Source organism: Niabella hirudinis (assembly GCF_051201075.1).
GTDB classification, from domain to species: domain Bacteria; phylum Bacteroidota; class Bacteroidia; order Chitinophagales; family Chitinophagaceae; genus Niabella; species Niabella hirudinis.
The window spans coordinates 411,533-436,530 of record NZ_JBPEHJ010000001.1; the positions used below are offsets into that span (position 1 = coordinate 411,533).

Genomic DNA, 24,998 nt, shown 5'->3' on the forward strand with positions numbered 1-24,998 from the left:
TTACTGGTATTGTATATACACCGGTTTGGGGGTAAACCGCAGCAGTTCCTTTGGCTCAAACAGCCCTGTGCTGCCCCGTTTCAGATCGTTTTTATAAAACAGTTTAAAGCCGGTAAACTGTACGGGCTGCCGGTAAGCAAATGCGTTATACGTAACCGTTTTCAGTGATTTGCTGCCCCAGCCGTCCATATCAATCACCACCTGTACTTCCGGAACTTTTTTGATCTTCTTATACCCCGTTACCATATCATTGGTAAACCGATGCACCACCAGTATCTTGGGCGGCAGTTCATTTTTCCGCACGATTCCTGCAAGATAATCGATGGCATAGTTAATATCTGCTGCATCAAAAGTACCGATCTTGCTGCCCGGTGCATCACCGCCCTTCATCGAAAATTCCGGGTCGATCCCCAGGTGAAAATCCGGCAGTTTAAAATATTTTTCAAAACGCGGCAGCTCTTCCTGCAGGGTACTTTGCCCCACCTGCACATCAATAAAGGTTAATGCGCCAATTTCCTTCGACCATTTCAGGATGGTGTCGATCTGGTGAAATGGCATACGCAGGCGATATTTACCATCCCTGCCGGGTGCGCCCTGTGCGGTAACGGCAATATAGTGCAATGCCGGCATTACCGGAGTAGCTGGGTCTGCCTTTTCCCATTTGGCTACCTCTCCCTTTAATTTCCGGAACATTTCTTTCTTAGGCAATTCGCCGAGTATCCCCATGCCCTTTGAAAAAAGGTTACCATAGTATGCAATCACCCGGTTAAACGGAAAAATGGCTCCCGGCAAGGGGTACGGAGCTTTTACCGGCCACCGGCCGGAGGAATCCCGGTTTGCGATCAGCTTCATCCGCCGGTCATACGCTGCAGTATCAAGAACAGCTCTTGCGGAAGGTCCGCTATGGGTGTCGGCCGTATCGGGCTTCACCGCCTGAACGGCAACGGGACCGGGAGCAGCCGGTTTTTCCTGCGAATCGGAGGCCGTGCATGCCATTAAAGAAAAACAGATCAGCAATACGTGAACCGCCTGTAAACGTTTTGTCATAGTACACTCACTTAGAATGATAAAGATAGGCTTCAAAAACGGCAGTGGCCGGAATCCCTTCTGTTAAAATATCACAAACATATCTTAATAAATAGTCAAAGCCCTGCTTCGCCAATTCCGGCAGACAGGATCCGCATCCGGTACGCGTTCATCGCCGTAATGCCCAGCTTTTTTACCAGGCTGTAGTTGGCAATAAACCCAACCGGGGCGCCTATTACCGGCAAGAGCTGTGCCATTTTTGCCAGGTCGATATAATCCCGGTATTCCTGTTGAAAACGGCGCCAGTCAAACGCGGCCACATCGGCGGGCATGGCTTCCATTTTCAGATCCCAGTGTTCCATTTTTTTATATACCGTATTCCGGTGGCCGGCACTTGAAAACGCCAGTTCAAAAATATGCAGCAGGTATACACGTTCCCGGTAATCATCAAGGCTATAGCCATAAACAGAAGCAATCTCGTACAGCAGTTTCAGTTTCAGCGCCAGCAATAATGGAAAATCGGCCAGTCCCATCAAAAAACCGCCCGCACCGGTTACCCCTCCCTCTACCGCAGCCGCGCTCCTGTAGAATTTTATTTTTTCCTTCACCATCTGCTCCCGCAATATCAACGCTGCATTCTCTAAAGGTTTTGCAGTAGTGTATTTAGCTCCGAACAGAACAGCATGTATCATTTGTTTGATCACGGCCGTAATTCCTTTATGAACCTTTTCGGGAATCAGGGCATTGATTTTATCCTGCGTTTTTTTTGAAAGCCGGTTCAGTATACCCGGGGAACGCTGCATATTAAACTGCCAGCGTTGCATTTCCGAAAAAGCGATTTTTTCATAATGATTATAATGATTCATAATCCAAAGTTGCCGGAAATTTTCAATAAACAAAAACCGGTTCCGGATACTGCCGAAACCGGTTTTACGCGGATCAGTTACCTGTTATACTTTAATAAAACAAGGTATATAATGCCGTTAAAATACCGCAAATGATCAATGCTCCAACAAGAAAACCGGAGTTTACCTTAAACATTTTGGTATCGACCTCCAAGCCATTGGGCTGCACTCCTTTTGCAATATCGATCTTCGATATGATAAACATTCCTACAATACATAAAACGAATACAATCCCCATCCTGTCAAGAAAAGGTATTTCGTAAATGCCGGCAGAATTGGGAACCGAAAGGCCAAGGGGCGACAGGAATTGCAGATCCATAACACCGGGCAAAAATTTGAGTCCTACCGAAAAAATAAACCCGCCAATGGTAGCGAACAATGCCGCAGAAGAAGTTGTTTTCTTCCAGAAGAAGCCTAACAGGAACATAGCGAAGATGCCCGGAGACACAAAGCCGGTGTATTCCTGTATAAACTGGAATCCCCCCTTTTTATCAATGCCAAGAAACGGAGAAATGATAATTGCCAGAATCATAGCCACTACAATGGTGATGCGGCCCACATTTACCTGCTGGGTTTCAGAAGCATTTACATTCAGCCGTTTTTTATAAATATCCAGTGTAAAAATGGTAGAGATACTATTGATCTTACCGGCCAGGGAAGCCACAATGGCCGCGGTAAGCGCGGCAAAAGCCAATCCTTTTAAACCAGCCGGCAGGAGGTTCAGCAATACCGGGTAGGCCCTGTCCGGGTTTATTTCGCCATGCTCAATCATCTGCGCCTGGAAATCTACCCCCCCCACAACGCCTTCCTTATGCAGGATATAAGCTGCAATACCGGGAATCACTACTATAATCGGCATTAATAATTTTAAAAACCCTGCAAATAATAAGCCCGAGCGCGCGGTTTTTAAATCGGCTCCAAGCGCCCGCTGGGTAATATACTGGTTGCAACCCCAATAATTGAGGTTCACGATCCACATACCGCCCAAAAGAACCGTTAGACCCGGAAGGTCGAGGTAATTGGGATTGTCTTTTTTGAGGATCATGTGAAAGTGATCATCCGCTTTTGTCTTTAATGTTCCCAGGGCGCTCATCACCCCATCCAGTTTAAAATGATCGGCAACCAGCGACAACGCCAGGTAGGTAGTGGCCAGGCCGCCCAGGATCAGGAAGAACACCTGGATCACATCGGTATACCCGATTACCTTCATACCACCCAGCGCAATGATCAGCGCAAACAATGCCAGCATCGACATGCAGACCCAAAAGTTGATACCGGAGATGGTGCTTACCGCAAGGGCGCCCAGGAATAAAATGGAAGTGAGGTTTACCACTACGTAAAGTAACAGCCAGAAAACCGCCATAATCATGGCCACAGTTCCGTTATACCGCTGGTTCAGAAACTGCGGCATCGTGTATATTTTATTTTTCAGGTACACGGGCATGAAAAACACCGCAACAATGATCAGTGTGGCCGCGGCCATCCATTCATAAGTAGAAATGGCCAGCCCGATCTTAAAGCCGCTTCCACTCATGCCAATAAACTGCTCGGCAGAAATATTGGATGCGATCAGCGAGGCTCCGATCGCCCACCAGGTAAGGGAGCCTTCGGCCAGGAAATAGTCGTGCGATGCAGAAACCGAGGCCTGTTTCTTTTTCCGGTATACCCAATAGCCATAAGAGGCTACAATAATGAAATACACCAAAAAAACGATGTAGTCTGATAACCTTAACTCATTATTCATACGCGTGCAATGTTAATATGTTTTTTAATGTCTGCTAAAGTAATTAATTAACTCGTTTCTTCACCGATTAAATTAATTTTTATTGAGCTGGTAATAAACATCGCTCCAGCGCAACTCATTTTTAAAATGATAGAGGCTGGTGTCTTTATTGATTAAAACAAACTCAATGCCTGCCATACCGGCAAAGTCTTCCAGGTGCTCGGCCGTAAGATTTTGCGAATAGCAGGTATGATGCGCCCCCCCCGCAAGGATCCAGGCGGCGCAGCCGGTGTTCATATCCGGATAAGGTTTCCAAAGCACCCGGGCCACCGGCAGTTTGGGCAGATCGTGCAATGGTGCAACCGCTTCCACCTCGTTTACCAGCAGCCGGAACCGGTTGCCCATATCCATCATTGAAGCATTGAGGGCGGGGCCGCCCTTTACATTAAATACCAGGCGTACGGGGTCGGCCTTGCTCCCGATCCCCAGCGGATGGATCTCACAGGAAGGTTTTCCTTTTGCTATACTGGGGCAGATCTCCAGCATATGAGAGCCTAATACCAGAGGCTCATCAGCATCAAAATGATAGGTATAATCTTCCATAAAGGAATTACCCCCGGGAAGCCCCTGGGCCATTGCTTTCATTGCCCTTACCAGGGCCGCCGTTTTCCAGTCGCCCTCGCCTGCAAACCCGTAGCCCTGCGCCATCAGGCGCTGCACCGCAATGCCGGGCAACTGGATCATTCCGTGCAGGTCTTCAAACGTATCGGAAAATCCTTTAAAATGGCCATGCTCCAGAAACTGTTTTAATCCCAGTTCAATCCGTGCTGCATCCAGCAGCGACTGGTATTGGGCGCCGTCTTTCTTTAATGAAGCGGCAACCTGGTAGCTGTCCATATATTCGTGCGCCAACGCTTCAGTTTCTTTTTCACTCACCTGGCTAATGACCGCCACAAGATCCCCGATGCCATGTGTATTTACGCTATACCCGAACTTTAATTCTGCTTCCACTTTATCACCATCGGTTACTGCCACGTAACGCATATTATCACCAAACCGCACAAACCGCGCGCCCTGCCAGTCGTGCCACCCGATGGCGGCGCGGCTCCAGCTTGCGATACGACCCAGCACCTGGTCATCCTTCCAATGCCCCACCACTACTTTGCGGTGCTTGTTCATCCGGCTCAGCATAAAGCCAAATTCCCGGTCGCCATGCGCCGACTGGTTGGTGTTCATAAAATCCATGTCGATTGTATCCCATGGAATATCCCGGTTAAACTGGGTGTGAAACTGCAGTAAGGGCTTGTGAAAGATCTTTAGCCCATTGATCCACATTTTTGCGGGAGAAAAAGTATGCATCCAGGCGATGACGCCGATACAGGAAGCGCTGTAATTGGCTTCCGCAAAAACCTGGCGGATCTCCTCCGGCGTTTTCACGGTATCTCTCCACACCAGCTTCACCGGTACTTTTGATGTGGCATTTATATGGCCTACGATTTCCCGGGAATGTTCGGCCACCTCCCTTAACGTATCAGCGCCGTAAAGATGCTGGCTGCCGGTAACAAACCACAATTCTAATTGCTCCAGATTGATCATATTTTATATTTTCGATATCATTGATTATTGTCCGTAATAACTGTTGGGCCCGTGCTTGCGCTGGAAATGCTTATCCATGAGGGCCTTTTTGAGCTTGGGCGCCTGCGGGTTGATCTGCTCAGTGAGGTAGGCCATCTTTGCCACCTGCTCCAGTACAGCGCTGTTGTGCACGGCTTTGGCAGCATCCTTTCCCCAGGTAAAGGGTGCATGGTTACCCAGCAGGATCATTTCTACTTCTTTGTAATCGAGGCCATGAACTTTAAAATGATCCAATACCTGGTGACCCGTTTGTATTTCATAATCGCCCTGTATCATTGCATCGTCCATGGGCTGCGCACAGGGTATATTTACAATATTGTAATCGGCATGGGTGGTACCATAAATGGGAATGTCCCGCAGCGATTGCGCCCAGGCGGTAGCATAGGTAGAATGGGTATGTACAATGCCTCCGATCCCCTCCCAGTGCTTGTACAATACGGCATGTGTTTGCGTATCTGAACTGGGGTTCAGCAACCCGTCCACTGTTTTGCCATCAAAATCAACGATCACCATTTTCTCCGGCGAAAGATCGGCGTAAGCCACCCCGCTGGGTTTAATGGCGAAGACGCCTTCCTTCCGGTCGGCTTCACTGGCATTGCCAAAAGTAAAGAGCACCAGCCCCAGCCCGGGAAGCTGCATATTTGCGGCATACGCTTTCTGGCGAATCGCTTCGTATCTCATTGTTACAGGTTGTTATGTTCTAAAAAAGCACCAATCTTTTTGTATTGCTCCATCCGTTTTTTATAGTACGCATGTCTTTCCGGGTCAGGAAAATATTCCTCATCAAACCCCTGTCCCATTGCAGCCATGGCATCTTCTACTTTTGGATAGATGCCCGCGGCAGTTGCGGCAAACATGGCCGCTCCTATAGCACAGGTCTGCTCCGAGCGGTGGATGCGGATCGGCATATTCATTACATCGGCCATCACCTGCATGATATAGGCCGATTTCCGGGCCACGCCTCCTACGCCAATCAGCCCTTTAATAGGAACGCCTTCCTCTTCAAAGCGGTCTACGATGGCTTTGGCTCCAAAGCAGGTGGCTTCTACCAGCGCTTTAAAAATGCGGGGGGCATCGCTGCCCAGGTTCAAACCCGTCAGTGCTCCATGCAGCAGCTGGCTGGCATCCGGCGTTCTGCGGCCATTGAGCCAGTCGATGGCATGGATATCGTTTTCCTCCAGGGGCAGCGCTGCCGCCGCTTTTGCCAGTTCGGGGATAACCTGTGCGGCAGTTTCATCAACCAGCGCTTTTGCCTGCGCCGCGGTTAATACGCCGGATGCTTTAACCAGTTGCAGCGGCCAGCACAATACCTGCTTAAACCAGGCATATACATCGCCAAAAGCACTTTGCCCCGCTTCAAGTCCGGTCATACCTGGGATCACAGAACCGGTAACCTGGCCGCAGATACCTTTAACGGTTTTGTCGCCGTCCAGGTCTTCCTGTGGCACCACCAGCATATCACAGGTAGAGGTGCCCATTACCTTGCTGAGATGATAGGGTTCTATTTGTCCACCCACAGCGCCCATATGCGCATCCATAGCGCCAATGCCCACCACTACTCCGGTTGTTAATCCCAGCTTTTCGGCCCATGCTGCGCAAAGTGTTCCGGCGGCTTCATCCGCCGCATAGGTTTTGGAAGGCAAATGCTTCACAAAGCCATCCAGCAGCGGATCCAGCGTAGCAAAAAAGGTATTGGGCGGAAACCCTCCAAAGGCTTCGGACCACAAGGCTTTATGCCCTGCGGTACAAACCCCTCGCTTTAGCTGCTGCACATCGGTGCCGCCAGTAAGCAAAAATGGCAGCCAGTCCGCGTGTTCGACCCAGCTTGCTGCATGCTCCCGAACAGCCGTATCTGTTCTGAAAATGTGCAGCAATTTTGCCCAGTACCATTCACTGGAATAAATGCCGCCTACGTAGCGGAGGTAATTGGTTTCAAACTGTGCCGCATGTTTATTGATGGCCGCTGCTTCGGCTGTTGCCGTATGGTCCTTCCATAAAACAAACATGGCATTGGGATTGTCTGCAAATGCGGCAGACAGCGCCAGCGGCCGGCCCTGTCGGTCAACGGCTACCGGTGTAGACCCCGTGGTATCAATGGAGATGCCCCGAACCTGCGCAGCAACAGCGGTTCCCGCTTTTTGTATACAATCTTTAATGGTAGCTTCCAACCCCTCTATATAGTCCAAAGGATGTTGCCGGAACTGGTTTTTTGAAGGCACACAATACAGGCCCTGTTTCCACCGGGGGTATTGAAATACAGAGGCGGCCACTTCGGCTCCATTGTGCGCATTTACAATAACGGAACGAACAGAATCCGTACCAAAATCCACCCCGATCACGTATGCTTCTTTCATTGACTAAGATCGTTTAAAGGATAAAAATACAATTTATTTAGAATAATTGTAAAAATTACAATTATTTTTTAACACCGGCGCCATCAGAACAGCACATCCAGCGCGCTATTGGTAAAATCCGGTATATAAAAAAGAATCCGCTGCAGTGCGTTAAATGCTTCGGGCTGATGTCCGGTGGTAATAATCACCGTATCCATGTCCGCGTTCTGAGCGGCTTCGGCCCCCTTGGGCACATCCTCAAAAACGAGGCAGTCGGAAGGCGCTACATTGAGCGCCTCCGCGCAGGCGAGAAAAGTCTCCGGGTTGGGTTTGCTTTTGGATACATCGTTGGCGGTTACAATCGTCTGGAAAAAACGCCGGATATGGAGCCGGTCTACTACAAAATCAACATTAAACGGAATGGCGGCGGTTCCAATGGCCATGGGAATCTGCCCGGTAGCCGCCCGCTCCAGGAAGCGCTCCAGTCCCGGTATCAGCCGCAAATGAGGCAGGTAGGCCTCCTGGTAGATCTGCTCCTTCCGGAGCGACAGTGCCTCTTTTTCGGTTTCGGAAAATCGTCCGCTGCCAAAAATACGATCCAGTACTTCGCCGTTCTTGCCATACATCTGCCGGTCTACCTCCTCCCGGCTCAACCCCGCATTCAGCTCTTCATTCAGGATCCTGAACCAGGCTTCTGAATGAAAGGCCATATCATCGATAATAGTCCCGTTCAAATCGAAAATAAAAGCTTTGTATCTCATTGCGCAAAATAATAGCGGGTAAGATACAGAGAAATAGAAAATTGCTGTTGCTTAATTTAGCCAGGGTCATTTAAGCAGGACGGCAGAAAGCTGCGGCTATTTCAGCGGTTTGGCCGCAACACCAGTATTGGTGAGCACCACCGGTTTTATGGTACCATCTTCATTAAAATAAAGATGCTCGATGCAGGTTTGGCGCGCGTTGCCGTCTTTTTCCGTAACCGGGCGGCGATGATAAATAATATACCACTCATCCCTGCCCGGCACCTGTATTACAGAATGGTGCCCGGCTCCGTTTGCAATTGCCGGATCCTGCTGCAACACTTTGCCGATGCGCTTAAAAGGGCCCAGCGGGGAATCAGCGATGGCATAGGACACACTGTAATCGGGACCCGTCCAGCCGCCTTCGGACCACATAAAATAATATTTTCCTTTACGGATAAACATTACCGGGCCTTCCACGTATTTTTCGGGTGTGATCTCTTTAAAGGTACTTCCGTCTTCAAAGGGTATAAAGCCTGTAAAATCATCCTTAAGCCGGGCAATATTGCAATGCCGCCATCCGCCATATATCAGGTACCAGGCGCCATCCTTATCTTTAAATACAAACTGATCAATGGGCTGTGCCCCGTTGTAAAACCGGCTTACCAGCGGCTGCCCCAGGTAATCCTTAAAAGGCCCCTGAGGTTTTGATGCCACGGCTACCCCAATACCCCCGGTTTGCTGATCATTCTGGATATCGTTCGCTCCGAAAAATAAAAAATACCGGTTTTTCTTTTTCACAATGGCCGGTGCCCAAAGCGCGCGCTTTGCCCATTTTACCGAAGCGGTGTCCAGTATCTTTTCATGCTTTTCCCAATGCACCAGGTCGCGCGAAGAAAAAGCATCCATAAACACCTGCTTATGATAGGGAGCAGAATAAGTGGGATAGATCCAATAGGTTTTATTAAAGATCACCGCCTCCGGATCGGCATACCAGCCGGGGAATAAGGGGTTACCTGATTTTTTTTGCTGTCCGTTCGCCAGCAGTGCCACAAGGATGAGGGCTGGCAGCATCGCATTCTTTTTCATATACTTCCTGTTTTTTAAAGAACCTGCACCGTTGCCGGCGCCGGAATCTTTTAGGGTGATTTCAACAATCGTTCAGCCACAAAGGTAATGGCCGTTTTACCATGGGGTGTAGGTTTGCCCGCCTTATCCACGTTTACAAATACCATCTGGTCGATGGTGAGTATGGGTGCATGCGTCATCTTGTTGCGTACTTCGCACCGAAGCGTTAAAGAGGTATTGCCAAATTTAGTGGCAATGATACCAATCTCGATAATATCGCCCTGCCGGGGGGAGCCTATGAAATTAATTTCGGAAATAAATTTGGTAACCACATGGGTATTTTCCAGCTGGATGATGGCGTACAATGCGGCTTCTTCATCGATCCACTGCAGCAGGCGTCCGCCAAACAGCGACTGGTTGGGGTTCAGATCTTCCGGTTTTACCCACTTGCGGGTATGAAACCGCATTTCATTTTCATCAAATACCTTATTGTCCATAATACATACCTCCCTGCTTGTTAAAAAATCTGTTTTATGTATGAACGGGCAAAGGATTTAGGGATTTCTCTTCCTGTACTCGGCAACTACCCGATCCAGGTGTGCCACAAATTTAGAAACAGAGGGTATATAAGGATATCCTTCCGCAGCCAGGGGCTGCTCATCCTTATCAAGAAAGAAATACAAAGGCTGCACAAGCGATCCATAACGGCTCACCTGCAGATCGCTGTTCTTTTCGCCCAGGGTTTCAACCTGCTTGCCCAAACTTTTAGAATAATATTGCTCTCCTACCGGTATATCAACACCATTGTGTACATCCGTAAATAAAGAGGCGATTACAAAATCATTTTTCAGCCGTTGCATAACCGCCGGATCGCTCCAAACCTGTCCTTCCATTAACCGGCAGTTGATGCAGTTCACTCCTGTAAAATCCAGCATCAACGGCTTCTTAACCTTCCGGGCCACCTCCAGGGCTTCCTGATAATCAAAATAAGTCACAAGACCATTATTTATGACCACATCCGGCTCATGTTTTTTCATCACCGCCACGTACTTCACCGGCGCCGGCAACCCCTCTGTATAATGCGCCGTATCCTTAACAGTTCCGTTCTCCCGGCCCATCCCTTTCAAATCGAACCCCGATGGCAGATCATCTGCATTAAAATCCTGGGTGCCCATGGGGGGCAGAAAGGCAGAAAGTCCTTTTAACGGAGCTCCCCATAAACCCGGAACCAGGTATACGGTTACGCTAAAAGAGGCGATTGCAAAAAACAACCGGGTTACCGACAAATGGGGTAATCCAAAATCATTTTTGGGCAGCTCGTCATCATGTTTGAATTTCAGTTTGCCCAATAAATACAAACCCAGTAAAAAGAAAATGACCACCCAAAGCACAATGAAGATCTCCCGGTCGAGAAGGCGCCAGTTCTGTGTAAGATCTGCATTGGACAAAAATTTGAGCGCCAGGGCCAGTTCGAGGAATCCAAGGGTCACTTTTACTGCATTTAACCAGCCTCCGGCCTTACCCAGCATATTGAGCTTGCTTGGGAAGAAGGCAAACAAGGCAAAGGGCAGCGCCAGGGCCAGCGAAAAACCAAACATTCCCACCAGCGGCCCCATCCGGCTTCCCTTGGAGGCCAGTACCAGTAAATTGCCGATGATCGGGCCGGTGCAGGAAAAAGATACCACTACCAATGTAAGCGCCATAAAGAAGATCCCCAAAAGACTTTGCGTATTGGCCTTACTATCGGCCCTGGTACCCCATGAAGACGGGAGCGCAATTTCAAACGCACCCAAAAATGAAATACCAAAAAGCAGGAATACAAGAAAGAAAATCAGGTTGGCAATCCAATTGGTGGCTAATTTATTTAATGCATCGGGTCCGAAAATGACCGTAATAAAAAAGCCGAGTAATGTAAAAATAATGATGATCGACAATGAATAGAAAAGGGCATTGCGAATGCCTTCTGTTTTTGTTTTGCTACGTTTTGTAAAAAAGCTCACCGTAATGGGGATCATGGAGTACACGCAGGGCGTTAGCAGCGCCAGCAGGCCGCCGGCAAAGGCAGTAAGAAAAATCCAAAGCAGGGATTTATTAGCGCCGGACCCGGATGTTTCGACCGCCACAGCAGTTTCCGTTTCCGCATTTTTTACATAAAACTTAAACGGTTCTTCAAAAGAAGCAAAAGCATCTCCCAGCTTATACATATAAGTGGTGGCCCCTTTTACAACTACGCTATCGCCCTTCCCAAGCGTTACCAGCTGCACCCATTTTACCGAATCCCTAAAAAAAGAAACAGGGGCATTGAGCACCGCATCGGTTTGTTGTACCGGCTTCCCTTTTTCTGTAACACTATCTTTCAGGTATGCTTTGGCGGCAGTATCAAACACAACGGAAGAAAAAACATCCTTATTCTGCGGGGTTTGCAGACCATACAACGCAATACCCGGGTCTGTTACATGAGCCGTAATGATGAGCCGGATCTCCTTTTCATTAACCCGTTCCTGGCCGTAGGTAAATTTTATTTTGGTTGAATCCTGCGATGCAACAACAAATGCAGCCAACAGTAAAGGAAAAATGGTTAAGATCCGCTTCATGAAAAAGTATTTACAATTACCGGCAAAAATAGATTTTTACACCACACTAACAAATGTTTATGTGTGTAAAATATACACACTACAATAGATAACACCATCCCAGCCCGAAGGTTGTCAACAGGGTCTCCATGCTATTGCAGCTGTAGTTTGTCCATACATTTTTTAAGACTTTTTTCCCAAGCCGGGATGATGATGCCATAGGTTTCTTTTATGCCGGTTTTATCAAGAACCGAATAAGCAGGGCGCCTGGCGGGCGTTGGATAGCCGGCAGTTGAAATGGGGCTTATAATGCACGAACTATGAATTAATGCATGGATAGCCCTGGCAAACTCATACCAGCTGGTTTTGCCTTCATTGGTGTAATGATAAATGCCCCGGACCCACTTTCCCGACCGGATGATGCTTATAATAGCCGCAGCCAGGTCTGCTGCATAAGTGGGCGATCCATACTGGTCGGCCACCACATTGATCGCCGGCTTTTCTGCCATAAGCCGGATCATCGTTTTTACAAAATTCTTTCCAAAGGAGGAGTAAACCCAGGCGGTCCGAATAATAAGGACATCCGTGTATTGCGCGGCCAGCAGCTCTCCTTTTAGCTTGGTAACGCCATACACACTTACCGGGTTGGGAAGGTCTGAAGGTTTATAGGGTTGCGAGGCAGTTCCATCAAAAACATAGTCGGTAGAAACATGGATCAGCTTTGCCCCTACTGCGGTACAGGCTTTTGCAAGATAACCGACTGCCAGTGCATTGATACGTTCTGCCTCCGCTTGTGCCGCCCCCTCCTCTGCTTTATCTACTGCCGTATAGGCCGCACAATTGATCACATATTGGGGACGCAGTTGTTCAAAGTATTCCTTTACTTCCGCTTCACTGGTAAGCTGCAATGTTGCACGATCCGTAAAATCAAATACAAGATCCGGGTAAGCGGCCGCCAGTTCCCTGATCTCGGAACCCAGCTGTCCATTGGACCCGGTTACCAGCACTTTTACGGGTGATTGCATATTAAAAATTATTTACCGAATCTTTAAATAAGGGAAGCTGCCGGTCTTTTTCCGAAATGATCTGCTTTCCAGGCGGGATCTGCCAGTCGATGGCCAGGTCCTCATCATTATAAATAATGCCCGCTTCGCTTTCTTTATGATAAAATGCGTCACATTTATAAAGCACGGTTGCTGTTGGGCTCAAAACGGAGAATCCGTGCGCAAACCCATGCGGGATCAGCAGTTGTTTTTTATTAGCCGCCGAAAGCTCTGCAGAAAACACCTTGCCATAGGTGGGTGATTCTGTTCGAACATCCACCGCCACATCAAGAATGCAGCCATCCAGCACCCTTACCAGCTTGCATTGTCCATGAGGCTTTAACTGGTAATGCAATCCCCGGATAACCCCGTACGAAGAATAGGATTGATTGTCCTGGATAAACGAATGCGCAATACCCGCTTCGGAAAAGGCGGCCTGGTTGTATGCTTCAAAGAAATACCCTCTCGGGTCTTCAAACACCCGGGGCTCAAACAATAGCAACCCTTCAATATTTGTACTTGTAAATGGCATTATAAACTAAAATAACTGCGGTTGTTGATTTTATTCCGGTAGGTTCCTTTTATATCGGCAATGATGGCGTTTGTTCTGGTGATGCTGCAAAAATAAGTATCATCCAGGTGGGCATATTGCCGGTGGGGCACGGCCACAATCACCGCATCATAATTATCGGCGAGGGTGCCGGTCAGCGAAAATCCGTACTCATGCATCAGGGCATCTGAATCGGCCAGGGGATCCTCTACATGAACGTTTACCGAATATTCTTTAAGTGCTTCAACTACGTTGGCAATCTTGCTATTGCGGATATCACTTACATTTTCCTTAAAGGTAACGCCTTTTATCAGCACGATGGCATCTGCAATATTGGTTCCGTTTTTCAGGATATGCTTCACCACCTTTTCGGCAACATGCTTGGCCATCCGGTCGTTGATGCTCCTGCCGGCCAGGATCACTTCCGCATTATACCCCAGCTGGTTTGCCTTGTGCGTAAGATAATAAGGATCTACCCCTATACAATGCCCCCCTACCAATCCTGGCTGGAATTTCAAAAAATTCCATTTGGTGCCGGCGGCTTCGAGTACCTCGTAGGTGTTAATATCCATCATATTGAAAATGATCGATAATTCATTCATCAGCGCAATGTTCAGATCGCGCTGCGTATTCTCAATTACTTTGGCAGCTTCCGCTACTTTTATTGAGGAGGCTTTATGTACGCCGGCTTTTACCACAAGACTATACACACTTGCAATAACTTCCAGGGCTTCTGCATCGCAACCTGCCACTATCTTAACAATGGAGCTCAGCGTATGTTCCTTATCGCCCGGGTTGATCCGCTCCGGCGAATAACCCAATTTAAAATCCAGTATATTTTTTAAGCCGGATATTTCTTCAATCACCGGTAAACAGTCTTCCTCGGTACACCCGGGATAGACCGTAGATTCAAAAACGACATAATCCCCTTTCTTGATCACATTTCCAATGGTTGCAGATGCTTTCAGCACCGGCGTCAGATCCGGAATATTGGAGGCATCAACGGGCGTAGGCACGGCCACGATAAAGAACCGGGCCTCACGCAGCACATCAATGGAGTTCGTAAAAATAATGTCGCAGCCTTCAAAAGCTTCCGGTTCCAGCTCATTACTGGGATCAACCCCTTTTTGCATCAACCCGATCCGCTGCTCGTTGATATCGAAACCAATAACGGAAAGCTGTTTTGCGAACTCAAGAGCGATCGGCAATCCCACATACCCCAACCCGATTACAGCTAATTTTTCTTTTTTGTTCAATAACGCTTCGTACATATTATCACCAACCCTTTTGAATATTAAAGATTAGACAGCACCGTGTCGGTTATGAATTTCAGCTGTTCTTCATCCATTTCGGTATGGATGGGCAGAGAAATCACTCTTTCCGTTAACCAGGAGGTTAGCGGCAACTCCAGCAGGCCTACTCCAAATTGTTCAAACATTTTCTGTTTGTGCGCCGGTACCGGGTAGTAGACCATGGAGGGTACTCCTGTTTTATCGAGCCGGGCTTTAAACTGATCCCGGTCGACCCCTTCCAGTACGATGGTGTATTGATGATAGACATGATCCGAAAAAGCCGCTTTATGGGGCGTAAGGATCGCATCCGTTTTTGAAAAAGCCTGGTCATAATAAGCAGCTACTTCCTGCCGCGCAGCGCAATAGCTGTTCAGGTGGTTCAGTTTTACATCCAGAATAGCTGCCTGTATACTATCAAGACGGCTGTTGCAGCCGACCATTTCATGGTAGTACCGTTCTTTTTGCCCATGATTGGCGATCATTTTCAGTTTTTCTGCTAATGCGTCATCATTGGTACACATGGCACCTCCATCTCCAAAAGCGCCCAGGTTCTTGCTGGGGTAAAAGGACGTGCACCCGATATGCCCGATGGTTCCGGTTTTCTTTGATGTTCCATCCGAAAAATGAAAATTACAGCCGATCGCCTGTGCATTGTCCTCCACTACGGAAAGACCATGCTGCTCCGCGATCTTCAAAATGGCCTCCATATTGGCCGATTGACCGTATAAATGCACGGGAACAATCGCTTTTGTTTTAGGAGTGATGGCTTTTTCGATGGCAGCAGGATCAATACAAAATGTTTTTGGGTCTACCTCAACAAAAACAGGGGTCAATCGCAGCAAGGCGATCACTTCTGTTGTAGCGATATAGGTAAATGATGGTGTAATAACCTCATCACCGGGTTGCAGCCCCAATGCCATTAATGCTATCTGCAGTGCGTCCGTTCCATTGGCGCAGGGTATTACATGCTTCGCGCCCAGGTATGCACCCAGGTGGTCTGAAAACTCTTTTACAGCTTTGCCATTGATAAAAGCCGTGCTTTCCATTACATCCAATACAGCTTTATCAACCTGGTCTTTTATTTTGTGATACTGAGAATGGGTATCTACCATATATAAAGGTCTCATATAATTTGCTTTAATCGGGTTGCAAATGTAGTTAAATTTGCTGCAAACCTGAGCAGGATGCGCGTCAATAAGATCAAACATCTCCTTATTAGCGATCAGGATTCTTTGGCTCATTAAATTTGCAAAAAAACAAGTGTCAACTTTTATATACTCCCTTTTTCTGTACTGCTACCGGGCTGGTATTTTCATCGCCTCCCTTTTTAACAAAAAGGCAAGGTTGTGGATCAACGGAAGAAAGAACTGGCAGACCCGTTTGAAACAGGCGCTTGGAGATCATGCCGCACCGGTAATTTGGGTTCATTGCGCCTCCCTGGGCGAATTTGAACAAGGCCGTACCATCCTCGAATCATTAAAAAAAGAATACCCCGGCTATAAAATACTGCTCACTTTTTTTTCACCTTCGGGCTACGAAATCCGGAAAAATTATGCACAGGCCGATTGGGTCTTCTACCTCCCGCTTGACACCCGGCACAATGCCCGGGATTTTGTGAACCTCGTAAAACCCGCTCTCACCATCTTTGTAAAATATGAATACTGGCACCATTTGCTGCATGCACTCAAAGAAAAAGGCAATCCGGTGCTGCTGATATCGGCATTGTTCCGCGAAAACGCTATTTTCTTCAGGTCGTATGGTAGTTTTCACCGAAGCATGCTCCGTTGTTTCACGCATATTTTTGTGCAGGATGCCGAAAGCAGGGAGCGGCTTACCGGCATTGTTCCCTCCGGGCAGGTTACCGTAGCCGGTGATACCCGGTTTGATCGTGTGGCCCAGATTGCCTCCGGCTTTGAGCCCATACCGGCCATTGCAGCATTTGTTCATCAACACCCCTTTGTAATAGTGGCAGGAAGTACCTGGCCTGATGATGAAAAGCACCTAGCTTCTTATGTAAAATTAAATAGTACAAATAGCATATTAATTATTGCACCTCATGAAGTTAACGATAGACATATAAAGGAAATAAAAGTTAAATTTCCCCAGGCATTACTTTTTTCCCGTTTAAAAGAGATACACGCCCCAAAGGCCCGGATATTAATCATCGACAATATTGGAATGCTGTCCCGCCTCTATTACTATGCTGATATTACCTATATCGGCGGAGGATTTAATAAATCCGGAATTCATAATACGCTTGAAGCGGCCGTTTTTGGGAAGCCGGTGTTGTTTGGCCCGAATTATCAAAAATTTTCAGAAGCCAGGGCCCTTATTAAAAAAAGAGGTGCTATTAGCTATACCGATGAAAATCAGCTAATAAAATCGATACATCAATTGGAGACAAACACAGATTTGCGGCAGGAATTAGGTGCCAACGCCGGTCGCTTTGTTGGCGATCATACGGGCGCCACCCATATTATAATGGACTATATCCGCGAAAACCTGCGGTAGATCAACCGGTCAAAATACTCCACGTCACGGCTGTTAGCCCACCCCAGTTTTGTCTTAAGCTCCCGTTTTACCCAATACTCAGCTTCTTCGAGCGTATCAAAATTATTGATCGTTTTAACACTGCGGTTGTACATGACAGCATCACCCCGGAAAAGGTTTTTCACAAAACGTTCTTTATCGGCATCAGAAATGTCCATGGTAAGATCAGTTACCATCTCCATCGGCGACTTTGGCACCGGGGGCAGCATTTCCTTTTTTGGCACCGCTACCGATTGATTCCTATCCTGTACTTGTTGAAACAATGTGGGAACTTCCAGCAATGGATCAAATCCGTTTATTTTTATGTACTTATCAGGCCTATCGGTATTTTTTGATGGCATAGATTCAGGATCCGGCGCATACAAGCCCGCCTCGTGTTGCAATTCCAGCAGCCGCAGCTCCTCTTCATCAGCTTCATCCTCACCAATAGCATCCAGCTGAAAATACTCCCTATCGCCCCCCTGCCTATCCTTAACGATCACTCCTTTGTTCATTGAAGGCATGTTGGGCATCACAACAGCCACACTGCTGCTGCCTAACACAGCGGTCTCTTTCATCTCACCACTAATCTCCCGCTGGATCATTTGGGTAGTGATCAGTAACTGAGATAGATCTGCCTTGTTATTAAATTGGGTTCTTAATTTTTCGATGAGTGCTTCTATTCGCTGCATTATCCTACTTTTGAACAATTATGGACACAATGTAATAGTACAATATACAAATAACACTCCAAAAACGGTTTTCATTACTATAAAAACAAAACATGTTTATTGAACCGAGCCTCACAGGGGATCGCCGCGGGTGGATAGAAGTGATTTGCGGCTCCATGTTCAGCGGCAAAACCGAAGAACTGATCCGGAGGTTAAAGCGGGTAAAATTTGCAAACCTGAAAGTTGAAATCTTTAAGCCTGCGCTGGAGACCCGTTATGACGAGGAGCATATCGTTTCTCACGATACAAATGCCATACTATCCACTCCTGTAGACAATTCGCAAAAGATTCTTTTATTAGCGCAGGGCGCCGACGTAATCGGCATTGATGAAGCCCAGTTTTTTGACCCCGAGCTGCCGGATGTATGCGACCGGCTGGCCTACCAGGGTATCCGCGTAATTGTAGCTGGCCTGGATATGGATTTTACCGGGAAACCCTTCGGGCAGATGCCTTTTATGCTTGCCAAAGCCGATTATATTACCAAGCTGCACGCCATTTGTGTAAGATGCGGAAATATCGCCAATTACTCTTACCGTAAGATCCCGGACAACGAACAAATTATGCTGGGAGCCACCGATGCCTATGAACCCCGTTGCAGAAAATGTTACTTTGATAAGGTTTGAGCAGGTTTGTCCCATACGAAGTATATCTTTGCAGTATGGATGCCGTCAGAAAAATAATTGAGAATTCGTCAAATCCGCTTTCCATTGTTTTACCAACATTTTAGAATTTGCCTCACTCGATTACAACATTAGTTAAAAAGGATTTATTGCTGGAAATCAGACAGCAATACAGTTTTTACGGTATTTTATTGTATATAGCTGCCACTGTTTTTGTGCTCTTCCTGGTCATCGACGAGCCAGAGGGACCTGTCTGGAACGGGCTCTTTTGGGTAATTCAGTTATTTATCTGCATTAACGCCGTGGCCAAAAGTTTTATGCAGGAAAGCCGTGGGCGCATGCTTTATTTCTATACTTTATCCTCCCCGGTGCACTTTGTGCTGGCTAAACTGCTGTTCAACTCGGTATTGATGCTGTTGATGTCTTTTATAAGCCTGCTGCTGTTTTGGGCCTTGCTGGGCAATCCGGTTCAGAAAACAGTCCCCTTCATTGGCCTGGTGTTACTGGGCGGCTGGAGCCTGAGCATGGTATTCACTTTCCTGGCTGCCATTGCGGCCAAGGCCCAGCAAAATGCAGCAATTATGGCGATACTGGGTTTCCCGATTATTGTGCCGCAACTGATGTTGCTGATGAAGATCACCAATGCGGCTTTTAATCCCGCGATTACTTTCTTGTGGAATGATATTGCCCTGCTCGCTTCCCTGGATGTACTGGTAGCCATTCTTGCCGTGATCCTCTTTCCATTTTTGTGGAAGGACTAATTTTCAAATTTGGTCGAATAAAAAACTTTCCGCTTACTTTTGTGTTTTACTCTAAAGTATATACTGAATATGTATAAATGGTGGTGGAAAATCCTTTGTGTATTCCTCTTAATATACGCGCTTGTAGCCGGACTGCTTATTAAAGTTCCCAACTTACCCATCCTGGGCGAAACAAGTCGCAATCTGTTTTACCATGTAGGTATGTGGATGGCTATGATGATCCTCTTTATCTGCTCCGTGGTGCATTCTGTAAAATATCTGCGCACCATGAACCTGAAGCATGACATCGCCGCCAAAAATTATGCAACAGTGGGCCTTTTTTTCGGATTGCTGGGCTATACCACCGGCGCTATTTGGGCCAGCTATACCTGGGCCGATCCTAACAACCCGGCCTTCCAGTCATTCAGCGCGGTAGCGCGGGAGCCCAAATTAATTGGTACTGCCGTGGCATTGCTCATTTATTTTGCCTACCTGATCCTCAGAGACTCAATGAACGACCTGGATAAAAGAGCCCGGGTGAGCGCGGTCTACAACATTTTTGCATTTGCGATGCTCTTTCCCACCATTTTTATTGTGCCGAGGCTGCTGCCCAGCCTGCACCCCGGACAGGAAGGAAATCCTGCTCTGAACTTTAAGGATGTAAGCTCCGAAATGCGGATGGTAGAATACCCTGCATTTATCGGGTGGGCGTTGCTGGGTGTATGGATCGCCACGTTAAAAATCAGGATCAATTTATTGAAAGAAAAATCGCTTTTGAAAAAATGAAAAAATTTATCAACCATTTTCTCGCTTTTATAACCCTGCTGGTCCTTCCCGGACTGGCCATGGCCCAATCCTCCTCCGACTCCCTCATGAGAAGCAATGGAAGAATCTATGTAGTCATTGCCGTATTGTTGGTGATCCTGCTGGGGCTGTTTCTTTATATGTTCCGGGTAGAAAGAAGGCTGAAAAAGCTGGAAAAAGAAGGCAGGGATTAGTTCAGACAAACACCCCTGCTGCTATCGCGTAGAATTGCTAATTTGAAAATATACAACGATGTCTGAAATTCAATACAATTTTTTTGAAGCCGTAGAAAAAAGTTTTCACCGGGCCGCCCAGTTTACCAAATGGGACAAAGGATTACTTGAACAGATCAGTGCCTGTAATTCCGTTTACCGTATGCGTTTTCCGATAAAAAGGGAGAACGGCAGCATTGAGGTCATTGAAGCCTACCGTGTTCAGCACTCTCACCACAAAACACCCTGTAAAGGCGGTATCCGTTTTTCGATGCAGGTAAGCCAGGACGAAGTAATGGCCCTGGCGGCGTTGATGACTTACAAATGCGCCATTGTAAATGTACCCTTTGGCGGCGGTAAGGGCGGTATAAAGATTGACCCCAAAAGCTACACCCCCTATGAACTGGAAAAAATAACCCGGCGTTACACATCGGAACTGATCAAAAAAAACTTTATTGGCCCGGCCACAGACGTGCCGGCACCTGACTATGGTACCGGTGAACGGGAGATGGCCTGGATTGTGGATACTTACAGCGCCATGAATCCGCAGGAAATTGATGCAGCTGGTTGCGTAACCGGCAAACCTGTAAGCCAGGGCGGCGTTCGCGGACGCCGGGAAGCTACCGGCCTGGGTGTGTTTTTTGGCATCCGGGAAGTTTGCAATATGCCGGAAGAAATGAAAAAGCTTGGGCTGACTACCGGTGTTGCAGGAAAAAGAGTTATTGTACAGGGATTGGGAAATGTGGGCTATCATACCGCCAAATTTTTTCAGGAAGCCGGCGCGCTTATCGTAGGCATTGCCGAATTCGAAGGCGGCATCGGTAATGAAAACGGCCTGGAGGTGGAAGATGTGTTCCAGCACCGGCGGCGTACAGGATCCATTCTTGATTTTCCGGGCGCTGCCAACTACAAAAACTCTTTGGAAACCCTGGAGCTCGAATGTGATATTTTGATTCCTGCGGCGCTTGAAAACGTAATTAACAAGGATAATGCCCCCCGTATAAGGGCAAAGATCATCGGTGAAGCGGCCAATGGCCCTTTAACTCCCGAAGCCGATGAAATCTTCCTGCAAAAGCATGTATTGGTGGTACCTGATATGTACCTGAATGCCGGGGGCGTTACCGTTTCCTATTTTGAGTGGCTGAAAAACCTGAGCCATGTGCGATACGGACGCCTGGAAAAGCGGTTTACCGAAAATGTAAATACGACCATCCTGGAAGAACTGGAGCACCTCTCCGGGAAAAAAGTAGCCGAAAAGAACCGGAAAATGATCATGCATGGCGCTGATGAGGTAGACCTTGTGTACAGCGGATTGGAGGAAACCATGATTGGGGCCACCCGGGAAATTATGGAAGAATGGCGCAGCAACCCCGATATTCCGGATATGCGCACAGCAGCTTATGTAGTGGCTATCAACAAAGTAGCTACTACTTATGCAGAGCTGGGGATCTTTCCGTAGCGGAAAGTTAACAGGTTTAAAGGTTTATAAGTTAACCAGGCGTCTTGTCAACCGGCCAACCCTTCAACTTTTAAACGATTCTGATTAGGCCATTTCAAATAAATTGCATACCTTTGCATCCCAAATTAAAGGGAGGAGTTGAGCCATGGCTTACAGAAGAGCGTATGATATTGCTTTTGTGGGTTTAAAACCGGGAGTTCATGAGTTCAATTATGAAATAACAGATCGGTTCTTTGAAGCATTTCAACAGCAGGACTTTACCAATTGTAAAGCCTACATAAAATTATCGCTTGATAAAAAAAGCAGTTTTATGATGCTGAAGTTTGAGGTGGGTGGCAAACTGGATGTGGTTTGTGACCGCTGTAATAATACCATCGCCCTCGATTTATGGGATGAATTTGTCATTACCGTAAAAATGGTGGAGGAGCCGGAGTTAATGAATGAAGAGGAAGAGGACCCGGATGTGTATTATATTGGCCGGGGCGAAAGTCATCTGAACTTGGAGAACTGGATTTACGAGTTCATAAACCTGAGTATACCCATGCATAAGACCTGCGGGTTTGATAATGCAGAAGGTCCCCAATGCAACCCCGAAGCGTTGAAAATGCTGAACAAACTGGATGTGGAAGCCAAATCCAAACAGGATCACAATCCACTCTGGAAGGATCTGGACAAATTCAGGGACCTGGACAATTGAGTTTTTTGTAAAAAAGAAGAAAAAGATAATTTAGAACTATTTAATTTCATTAGTTATGCCAAATCCTAAACGCAGGCACAGCCAGCAAAGAAGCGCAAAACGCAGAACTCACTATAAAGCAACTTCGGCTACTTTAACAACCGATGCTACTACCGGCGAAACGCATGTACGTCACCGCGCGCATGTGAGCGAAGGAAAGCTCGTTTACAAAGGAAAGGTTGTTGCCGAAAAAGCGCCTTCAAAAGCTTAAAAAAAACGTTAAGTCCCGTTTACTTAACTTGTTCATTCCAAATTCATTGACGACCTTTGGTTGGTGATGTATTTGGAATTTTTAATTTTAATCCGTATAAGATGAATATTGGTATTGATACAATGGGGGGCGACTTTGCCCCGCTTGAGGCATTGCGTGGGATTAAAAAATACCTTTCTGAGAATAGTGACCATAGTCATGTACGGCTCACGTTGTTTGGAGATGAGCTCCTGCTCAATGACATAATCGCGGCGGAAGCCATTCCAACAGACTGCATACAGGTGGTGGCCACCACGCAGGTCATCGATATGCACGAACATCCTACAAAGGCTTTAAAGGAAAAACCCCATTCATCCATTGCCATCGGATTTCATCACCTGGCCAAAGACAAAACCGATGCCTTCATCAGCGCCGGCAACACCGGAGCCATGCTGGTAGGTGCACTCTTTAACCTCAAAACCATCGAAGGTATCCTGCGCCCGGTTATTTCATCGATTATACCAAAAAAGAGCGGCGGCACGGGCCTGATCCTTGACGTGGGGCTGAATGCCGACTGCAAGCCGGAGCAGCTAAACCAGTTTGCCACGCTGGGCGCCGTTTATGCCCGGCATATCCTGGAGATCCCCGATCCTAAAGTAGGATTGATAAATGTAGGAGAAGAGGAAGGCAAAGGCAACCTGCTTACCCAGGGCACCTATCCCCTGCTCAAGGCCAACAAAGCCATTCATTTTATAGGCAACATAGAAGGCCGCGATGCCTTTAACGACAAAGCCGACGTAATGGTTTGCGATGGCTTTACCGGAAATATTATTTTAAAGCTGGCAGAATCCATTTATGACATTGCCCGGAACGAACAACTGGAAAACCCTTACCTGAACCGGTTCAACTTTGAGATCTATGGCGGTACCCCGGTGCTCGGAATTGAGAAGCCTGTAATCATCGGACATGGCATTTCAAAAGCCACCGCTTTTTGCAACATGATTCATGTAGCAGAAAAGATGCTGCAAACGGGGGTGCTGCAAAAACTGAAGGAAGCGGTGCAGCAGGGTTAGATAGCTACGAGGATAAACATTTTTGCCCGAAGGGATTTTCCGCAGCCCCCCTTTCCCAACTCAATCTCCCGGGCATGGGTAGACGGGGCAGTTGTAAAATTTGATATTACAAGCCCTGTGCCTGGCAATACAAGATGAGGTTCATCAACGGGATACACAGAAAGGACGCCAACAATCAATCCCCGGTCTCAATACGAATGCATACAAAAGGCGCCGGTGCTTTGGCCGGCTACGCTCCATGGCGCAAAACCGGCGCCGGCTGAAAAGTACAGAATAAGTACAAAAGTAACACCTAAAACCGCCCTAAACAAAAAGCAGACCGCTAAAGTCTGCCCAGTATCCTTATCAAAAAGTTCGGGAATCCCATAATGTAAGAGCGGCTGCCGTAGGTTCCGTTCAACATCGCTTTCATTGTTCGTCCTGCGGACGCAACGAAAGCTTAGTTATTGTGTGCCGTAATTATGAGTGCCTTATTTCACGGATTGTGTCTATGAGCAAATAGTAAACATAATTGGGCGGCACCCTTACTTCTGGATGCACAAAGTCAATTAAATATTTCTGTGGTCTGAACTCATAATAATAAACCCCTTTTAAAGTTTGTTTCCATTTATCGTCTGTGTTAATATTTTGAATTCCATATAGCCACCTTAAAACATTCTCCCATGTGGCTTTTCTTTCGTATGCCCCATTATTTAGAAAATGCTTAAAATCTACAACCTCATTAACAGCATTTGCTTCTTTAAGCAAAAGCATAATTTTTATTTTTGAGTTAGTATAATTCTCAAAATTAATTATTCCGTCAGGGCAAAAAAACTCTCTTTGCTGTTTCCATTTGTCAAATAACTTTAATTCTTTTTCTAAGATTAAATCAATTGTCACAAACTTTCAATTTTCGGTTTCCGATGATTTTCTTTTTTATATGCCTCGTCAACATAGGGATGTTTCACATCTAATATATCAAAGTCAAGAAATTGAATTTGCATACCTGATGAAGTGTCTGTAACAGTGTTTAGAGA

The 24,998-nt window shown here is 47.0% G+C and carries 25 protein-coding genes; 9 read left to right on the plus strand and 16 right to left on the minus strand.

Going from position 1 to position 24,998, the window contains the following annotated elements; translation table 11 throughout:
* From GGU45_RS01450 to GGU45_RS01515, 14 genes are all read right to left on the minus strand, one after another.
* Complete coding sequence (locus GGU45_RS01450) at positions 1 to 1,047, minus strand: hypothetical protein (RefSeq protein WP_435221361.1); 1,047 nt, start codon at positions 1,045 to 1,047, stop codon at positions 1 to 3.
* A 95-nt stretch (positions 1,048 to 1,142) separates the two neighbouring features.
* Complete coding sequence (locus tag GGU45_RS01455) at positions 1,143 to 1,892, minus strand: EcsC family protein (protein WP_435221363.1); 750 nt, start codon at positions 1,890 to 1,892, stop codon at positions 1,143 to 1,145.
* A gap of 91 nt (positions 1,893 to 1,983) precedes the next feature.
* Positions 1,984 to 3,675 carry a sodium/sugar symporter gene (locus GGU45_RS01460; protein WP_435221364.1) on the minus strand — a complete coding sequence of 564 codons (1,692 nt, stop codon included), beginning with the start codon at positions 3,673 to 3,675 and terminating at the stop codon, positions 1,984 to 1,986.
* Positions 3,676 to 3,747: 72 nt separating this feature from the next.
* The gene (gene araA / locus GGU45_RS01465) at positions 3,748 to 5,250 is read right to left on the minus strand and encodes an L-arabinose isomerase (RefSeq protein ID WP_435221366.1); all 1,503 of its coding nucleotides are present in this window, start codon (positions 5,248 to 5,250) and stop codon (positions 3,748 to 3,750) included.
* 24 nt (positions 5,251 to 5,274) lie between these two features.
* Positions 5,275 to 5,970 (minus strand): L-ribulose-5-phosphate 4-epimerase AraD, encoded by a 696-nt coding sequence (araD, locus tag GGU45_RS01470; protein WP_435221367.1) that lies wholly within the window; start codon positions 5,968 to 5,970, stop codon positions 5,275 to 5,277.
* A gap of 2 nt (positions 5,971 to 5,972) precedes the next feature.
* On the minus strand, positions 5,973 to 7,643 hold the full coding sequence (locus GGU45_RS01475; RefSeq protein ID WP_435221369.1) for a ribulokinase: 1,671 nt from the start codon (positions 7,641 to 7,643) through the stop codon (positions 5,973 to 5,975).
* A gap of 83 nt (positions 7,644 to 7,726) precedes the next feature.
* On the minus strand, positions 7,727 to 8,383 hold the full coding sequence (locus GGU45_RS01480) for an HAD family hydrolase (protein ID WP_435221370.1): 657 nt from the start codon (positions 8,381 to 8,383) through the stop codon (positions 7,727 to 7,729).
* Positions 8,384 to 8,479: 96 nt separating this feature from the next.
* A complete protein-coding gene (locus tag GGU45_RS01485; RefSeq protein ID WP_435221372.1) occupies positions 8,480 to 9,451 on the minus strand; it encodes a glycoside hydrolase family 43 protein in 972 nt (323 codons plus the stop codon).
* 50 nt (positions 9,452 to 9,501) lie between these two features.
* A complete protein-coding gene (locus GGU45_RS01490; protein WP_435221373.1) occupies positions 9,502 to 9,927 on the minus strand; it encodes an acyl-CoA thioesterase in 426 nt (141 codons plus the stop codon).
* A gap of 57 nt (positions 9,928 to 9,984) precedes the next feature.
* A complete protein-coding gene (locus GGU45_RS01495; RefSeq protein WP_435221375.1) occupies positions 9,985 to 12,024 on the minus strand; it encodes a protein-disulfide reductase DsbD family protein in 2,040 nt (679 codons plus the stop codon).
* A gap of 131 nt (positions 12,025 to 12,155) precedes the next feature.
* Positions 12,156 to 13,028 (minus strand): dTDP-4-dehydrorhamnose reductase, encoded by an 873-nt coding sequence (gene rfbD, locus GGU45_RS01500; protein WP_435221377.1) that lies wholly within the window; start codon positions 13,026 to 13,028, stop codon positions 12,156 to 12,158.
* Between the two features lies 1 nt (position 13,029).
* Positions 13,030 to 13,578, minus strand: coding sequence for a dTDP-4-dehydrorhamnose 3,5-epimerase (gene rfbC, locus GGU45_RS01505; protein WP_435221379.1), 549 nt, complete (start codon positions 13,576 to 13,578; stop codon positions 13,030 to 13,032).
* Complete coding sequence (locus tag GGU45_RS01510; RefSeq protein WP_435221380.1) at positions 13,578 to 14,867, minus strand: nucleotide sugar dehydrogenase; 1,290 nt, start codon at positions 14,865 to 14,867, stop codon at positions 13,578 to 13,580. Before GGU45_RS01510 ends, rfbC begins: the two co-directional genes overlap by 1 nt.
* A gap of 23 nt (positions 14,868 to 14,890) precedes the next feature.
* On the minus strand, positions 14,891 to 16,015 hold the full coding sequence (locus GGU45_RS01515) for a DegT/DnrJ/EryC1/StrS family aminotransferase (protein ID WP_435221382.1): 1,125 nt from the start codon (positions 16,013 to 16,015) through the stop codon (positions 14,891 to 14,893).
* Between the two features lie 133 nt (positions 16,016 to 16,148).
* Between GGU45_RS01515 and GGU45_RS01520 the strand changes: the two genes are divergently transcribed.
* Entirely contained in the window at positions 16,149 to 17,399 is a 1,251-nt protein-coding gene (locus GGU45_RS01520; RefSeq protein WP_435221383.1) for a 3-deoxy-D-manno-octulosonic acid transferase, read from the plus strand.
* On the opposite strand, the gene GGU45_RS01525 is transcribed toward GGU45_RS01520, so the two are convergent.
* On the minus strand, positions 17,375 to 18,109 hold the full coding sequence (locus tag GGU45_RS01525) for a DUF8457 domain-containing protein (protein WP_435221384.1): 735 nt from the start codon (positions 18,107 to 18,109) through the stop codon (positions 17,375 to 17,377). The two genes, GGU45_RS01520 and GGU45_RS01525, sit on opposite strands and share 25 nt — an antisense overlap.
* Positions 18,110 to 18,201: 92 nt before the next feature.
* Here GGU45_RS01525 and GGU45_RS01530 point away from each other — a divergent pair, with 92 nt between their 5' ends.
* The 8 genes from GGU45_RS01530 to plsX all read left to right on the plus strand — a co-directional run bounded on the left by GGU45_RS01530 (position 18,202) and on the right by plsX (position 23,982).
* Positions 18,202 to 18,771, plus strand: coding sequence for a thymidine kinase (locus GGU45_RS01530; RefSeq protein ID WP_435221385.1), 570 nt, complete (start codon positions 18,202 to 18,204; stop codon positions 18,769 to 18,771).
* 107 nt (positions 18,772 to 18,878) lie between these two features.
* Positions 18,879 to 19,529 carry a heme exporter protein CcmB gene (locus tag GGU45_RS01535; protein WP_435221386.1) on the plus strand — a complete coding sequence of 217 codons (651 nt, stop codon included), beginning with the start codon at positions 18,879 to 18,881 and terminating at the stop codon, positions 19,527 to 19,529.
* A 69-nt stretch (positions 19,530 to 19,598) separates the two neighbouring features.
* Positions 19,599 to 20,294 carry a cytochrome c biogenesis protein CcsA gene (locus GGU45_RS01540; RefSeq protein ID WP_435221388.1) on the plus strand — a complete coding sequence of 232 codons (696 nt, stop codon included), beginning with the start codon at positions 19,599 to 19,601 and terminating at the stop codon, positions 20,292 to 20,294.
* The gene (locus tag GGU45_RS01545; protein WP_435221389.1) at positions 20,291 to 20,506 is read left to right on the plus strand and encodes a CcmD family protein; all 216 of its coding nucleotides are present in this window, start codon (positions 20,291 to 20,293) and stop codon (positions 20,504 to 20,506) included. Before GGU45_RS01540 ends, GGU45_RS01545 begins: the two co-directional genes overlap by 4 nt.
* A gap of 58 nt (positions 20,507 to 20,564) precedes the next feature.
* Positions 20,565 to 21,983 (plus strand): Glu/Leu/Phe/Val family dehydrogenase, encoded by a 1,419-nt coding sequence (locus GGU45_RS01550; RefSeq protein WP_435221390.1) that lies wholly within the window; start codon positions 20,565 to 20,567, stop codon positions 21,981 to 21,983.
* Between the two features lie 145 nt (positions 21,984 to 22,128).
* Positions 22,129 to 22,680, plus strand: a complete 552-nt coding sequence (locus tag GGU45_RS01555; RefSeq protein ID WP_435221391.1) for a YceD family protein — start codon at positions 22,129 to 22,131, stop codon at positions 22,678 to 22,680.
* A 55-nt stretch (positions 22,681 to 22,735) separates the two neighbouring features.
* On the plus strand, positions 22,736 to 22,930 hold the full coding sequence (gene rpmF, locus GGU45_RS01560) for a 50S ribosomal protein L32 (RefSeq protein ID WP_435221393.1): 195 nt from the start codon (positions 22,736 to 22,738) through the stop codon (positions 22,928 to 22,930).
* 101 nt (positions 22,931 to 23,031) lie between these two features.
* On the plus strand, positions 23,032 to 23,982 hold the full coding sequence (gene plsX / locus GGU45_RS01565) for a phosphate acyltransferase PlsX (RefSeq protein WP_435221395.1): 951 nt from the start codon (positions 23,032 to 23,034) through the stop codon (positions 23,980 to 23,982).
* A gap of 459 nt (positions 23,983 to 24,441) precedes the next feature.
* Here the strand turns inward: plsX and GGU45_RS01570 are convergent, their stop codons facing one another.
* Entirely contained in the window at positions 24,442 to 24,861 is a 420-nt protein-coding gene (locus GGU45_RS01570) for a hypothetical protein (RefSeq protein ID WP_435221397.1), read from the minus strand.
* Positions 24,862 to 24,998: the final 137 nt, after the last annotated feature.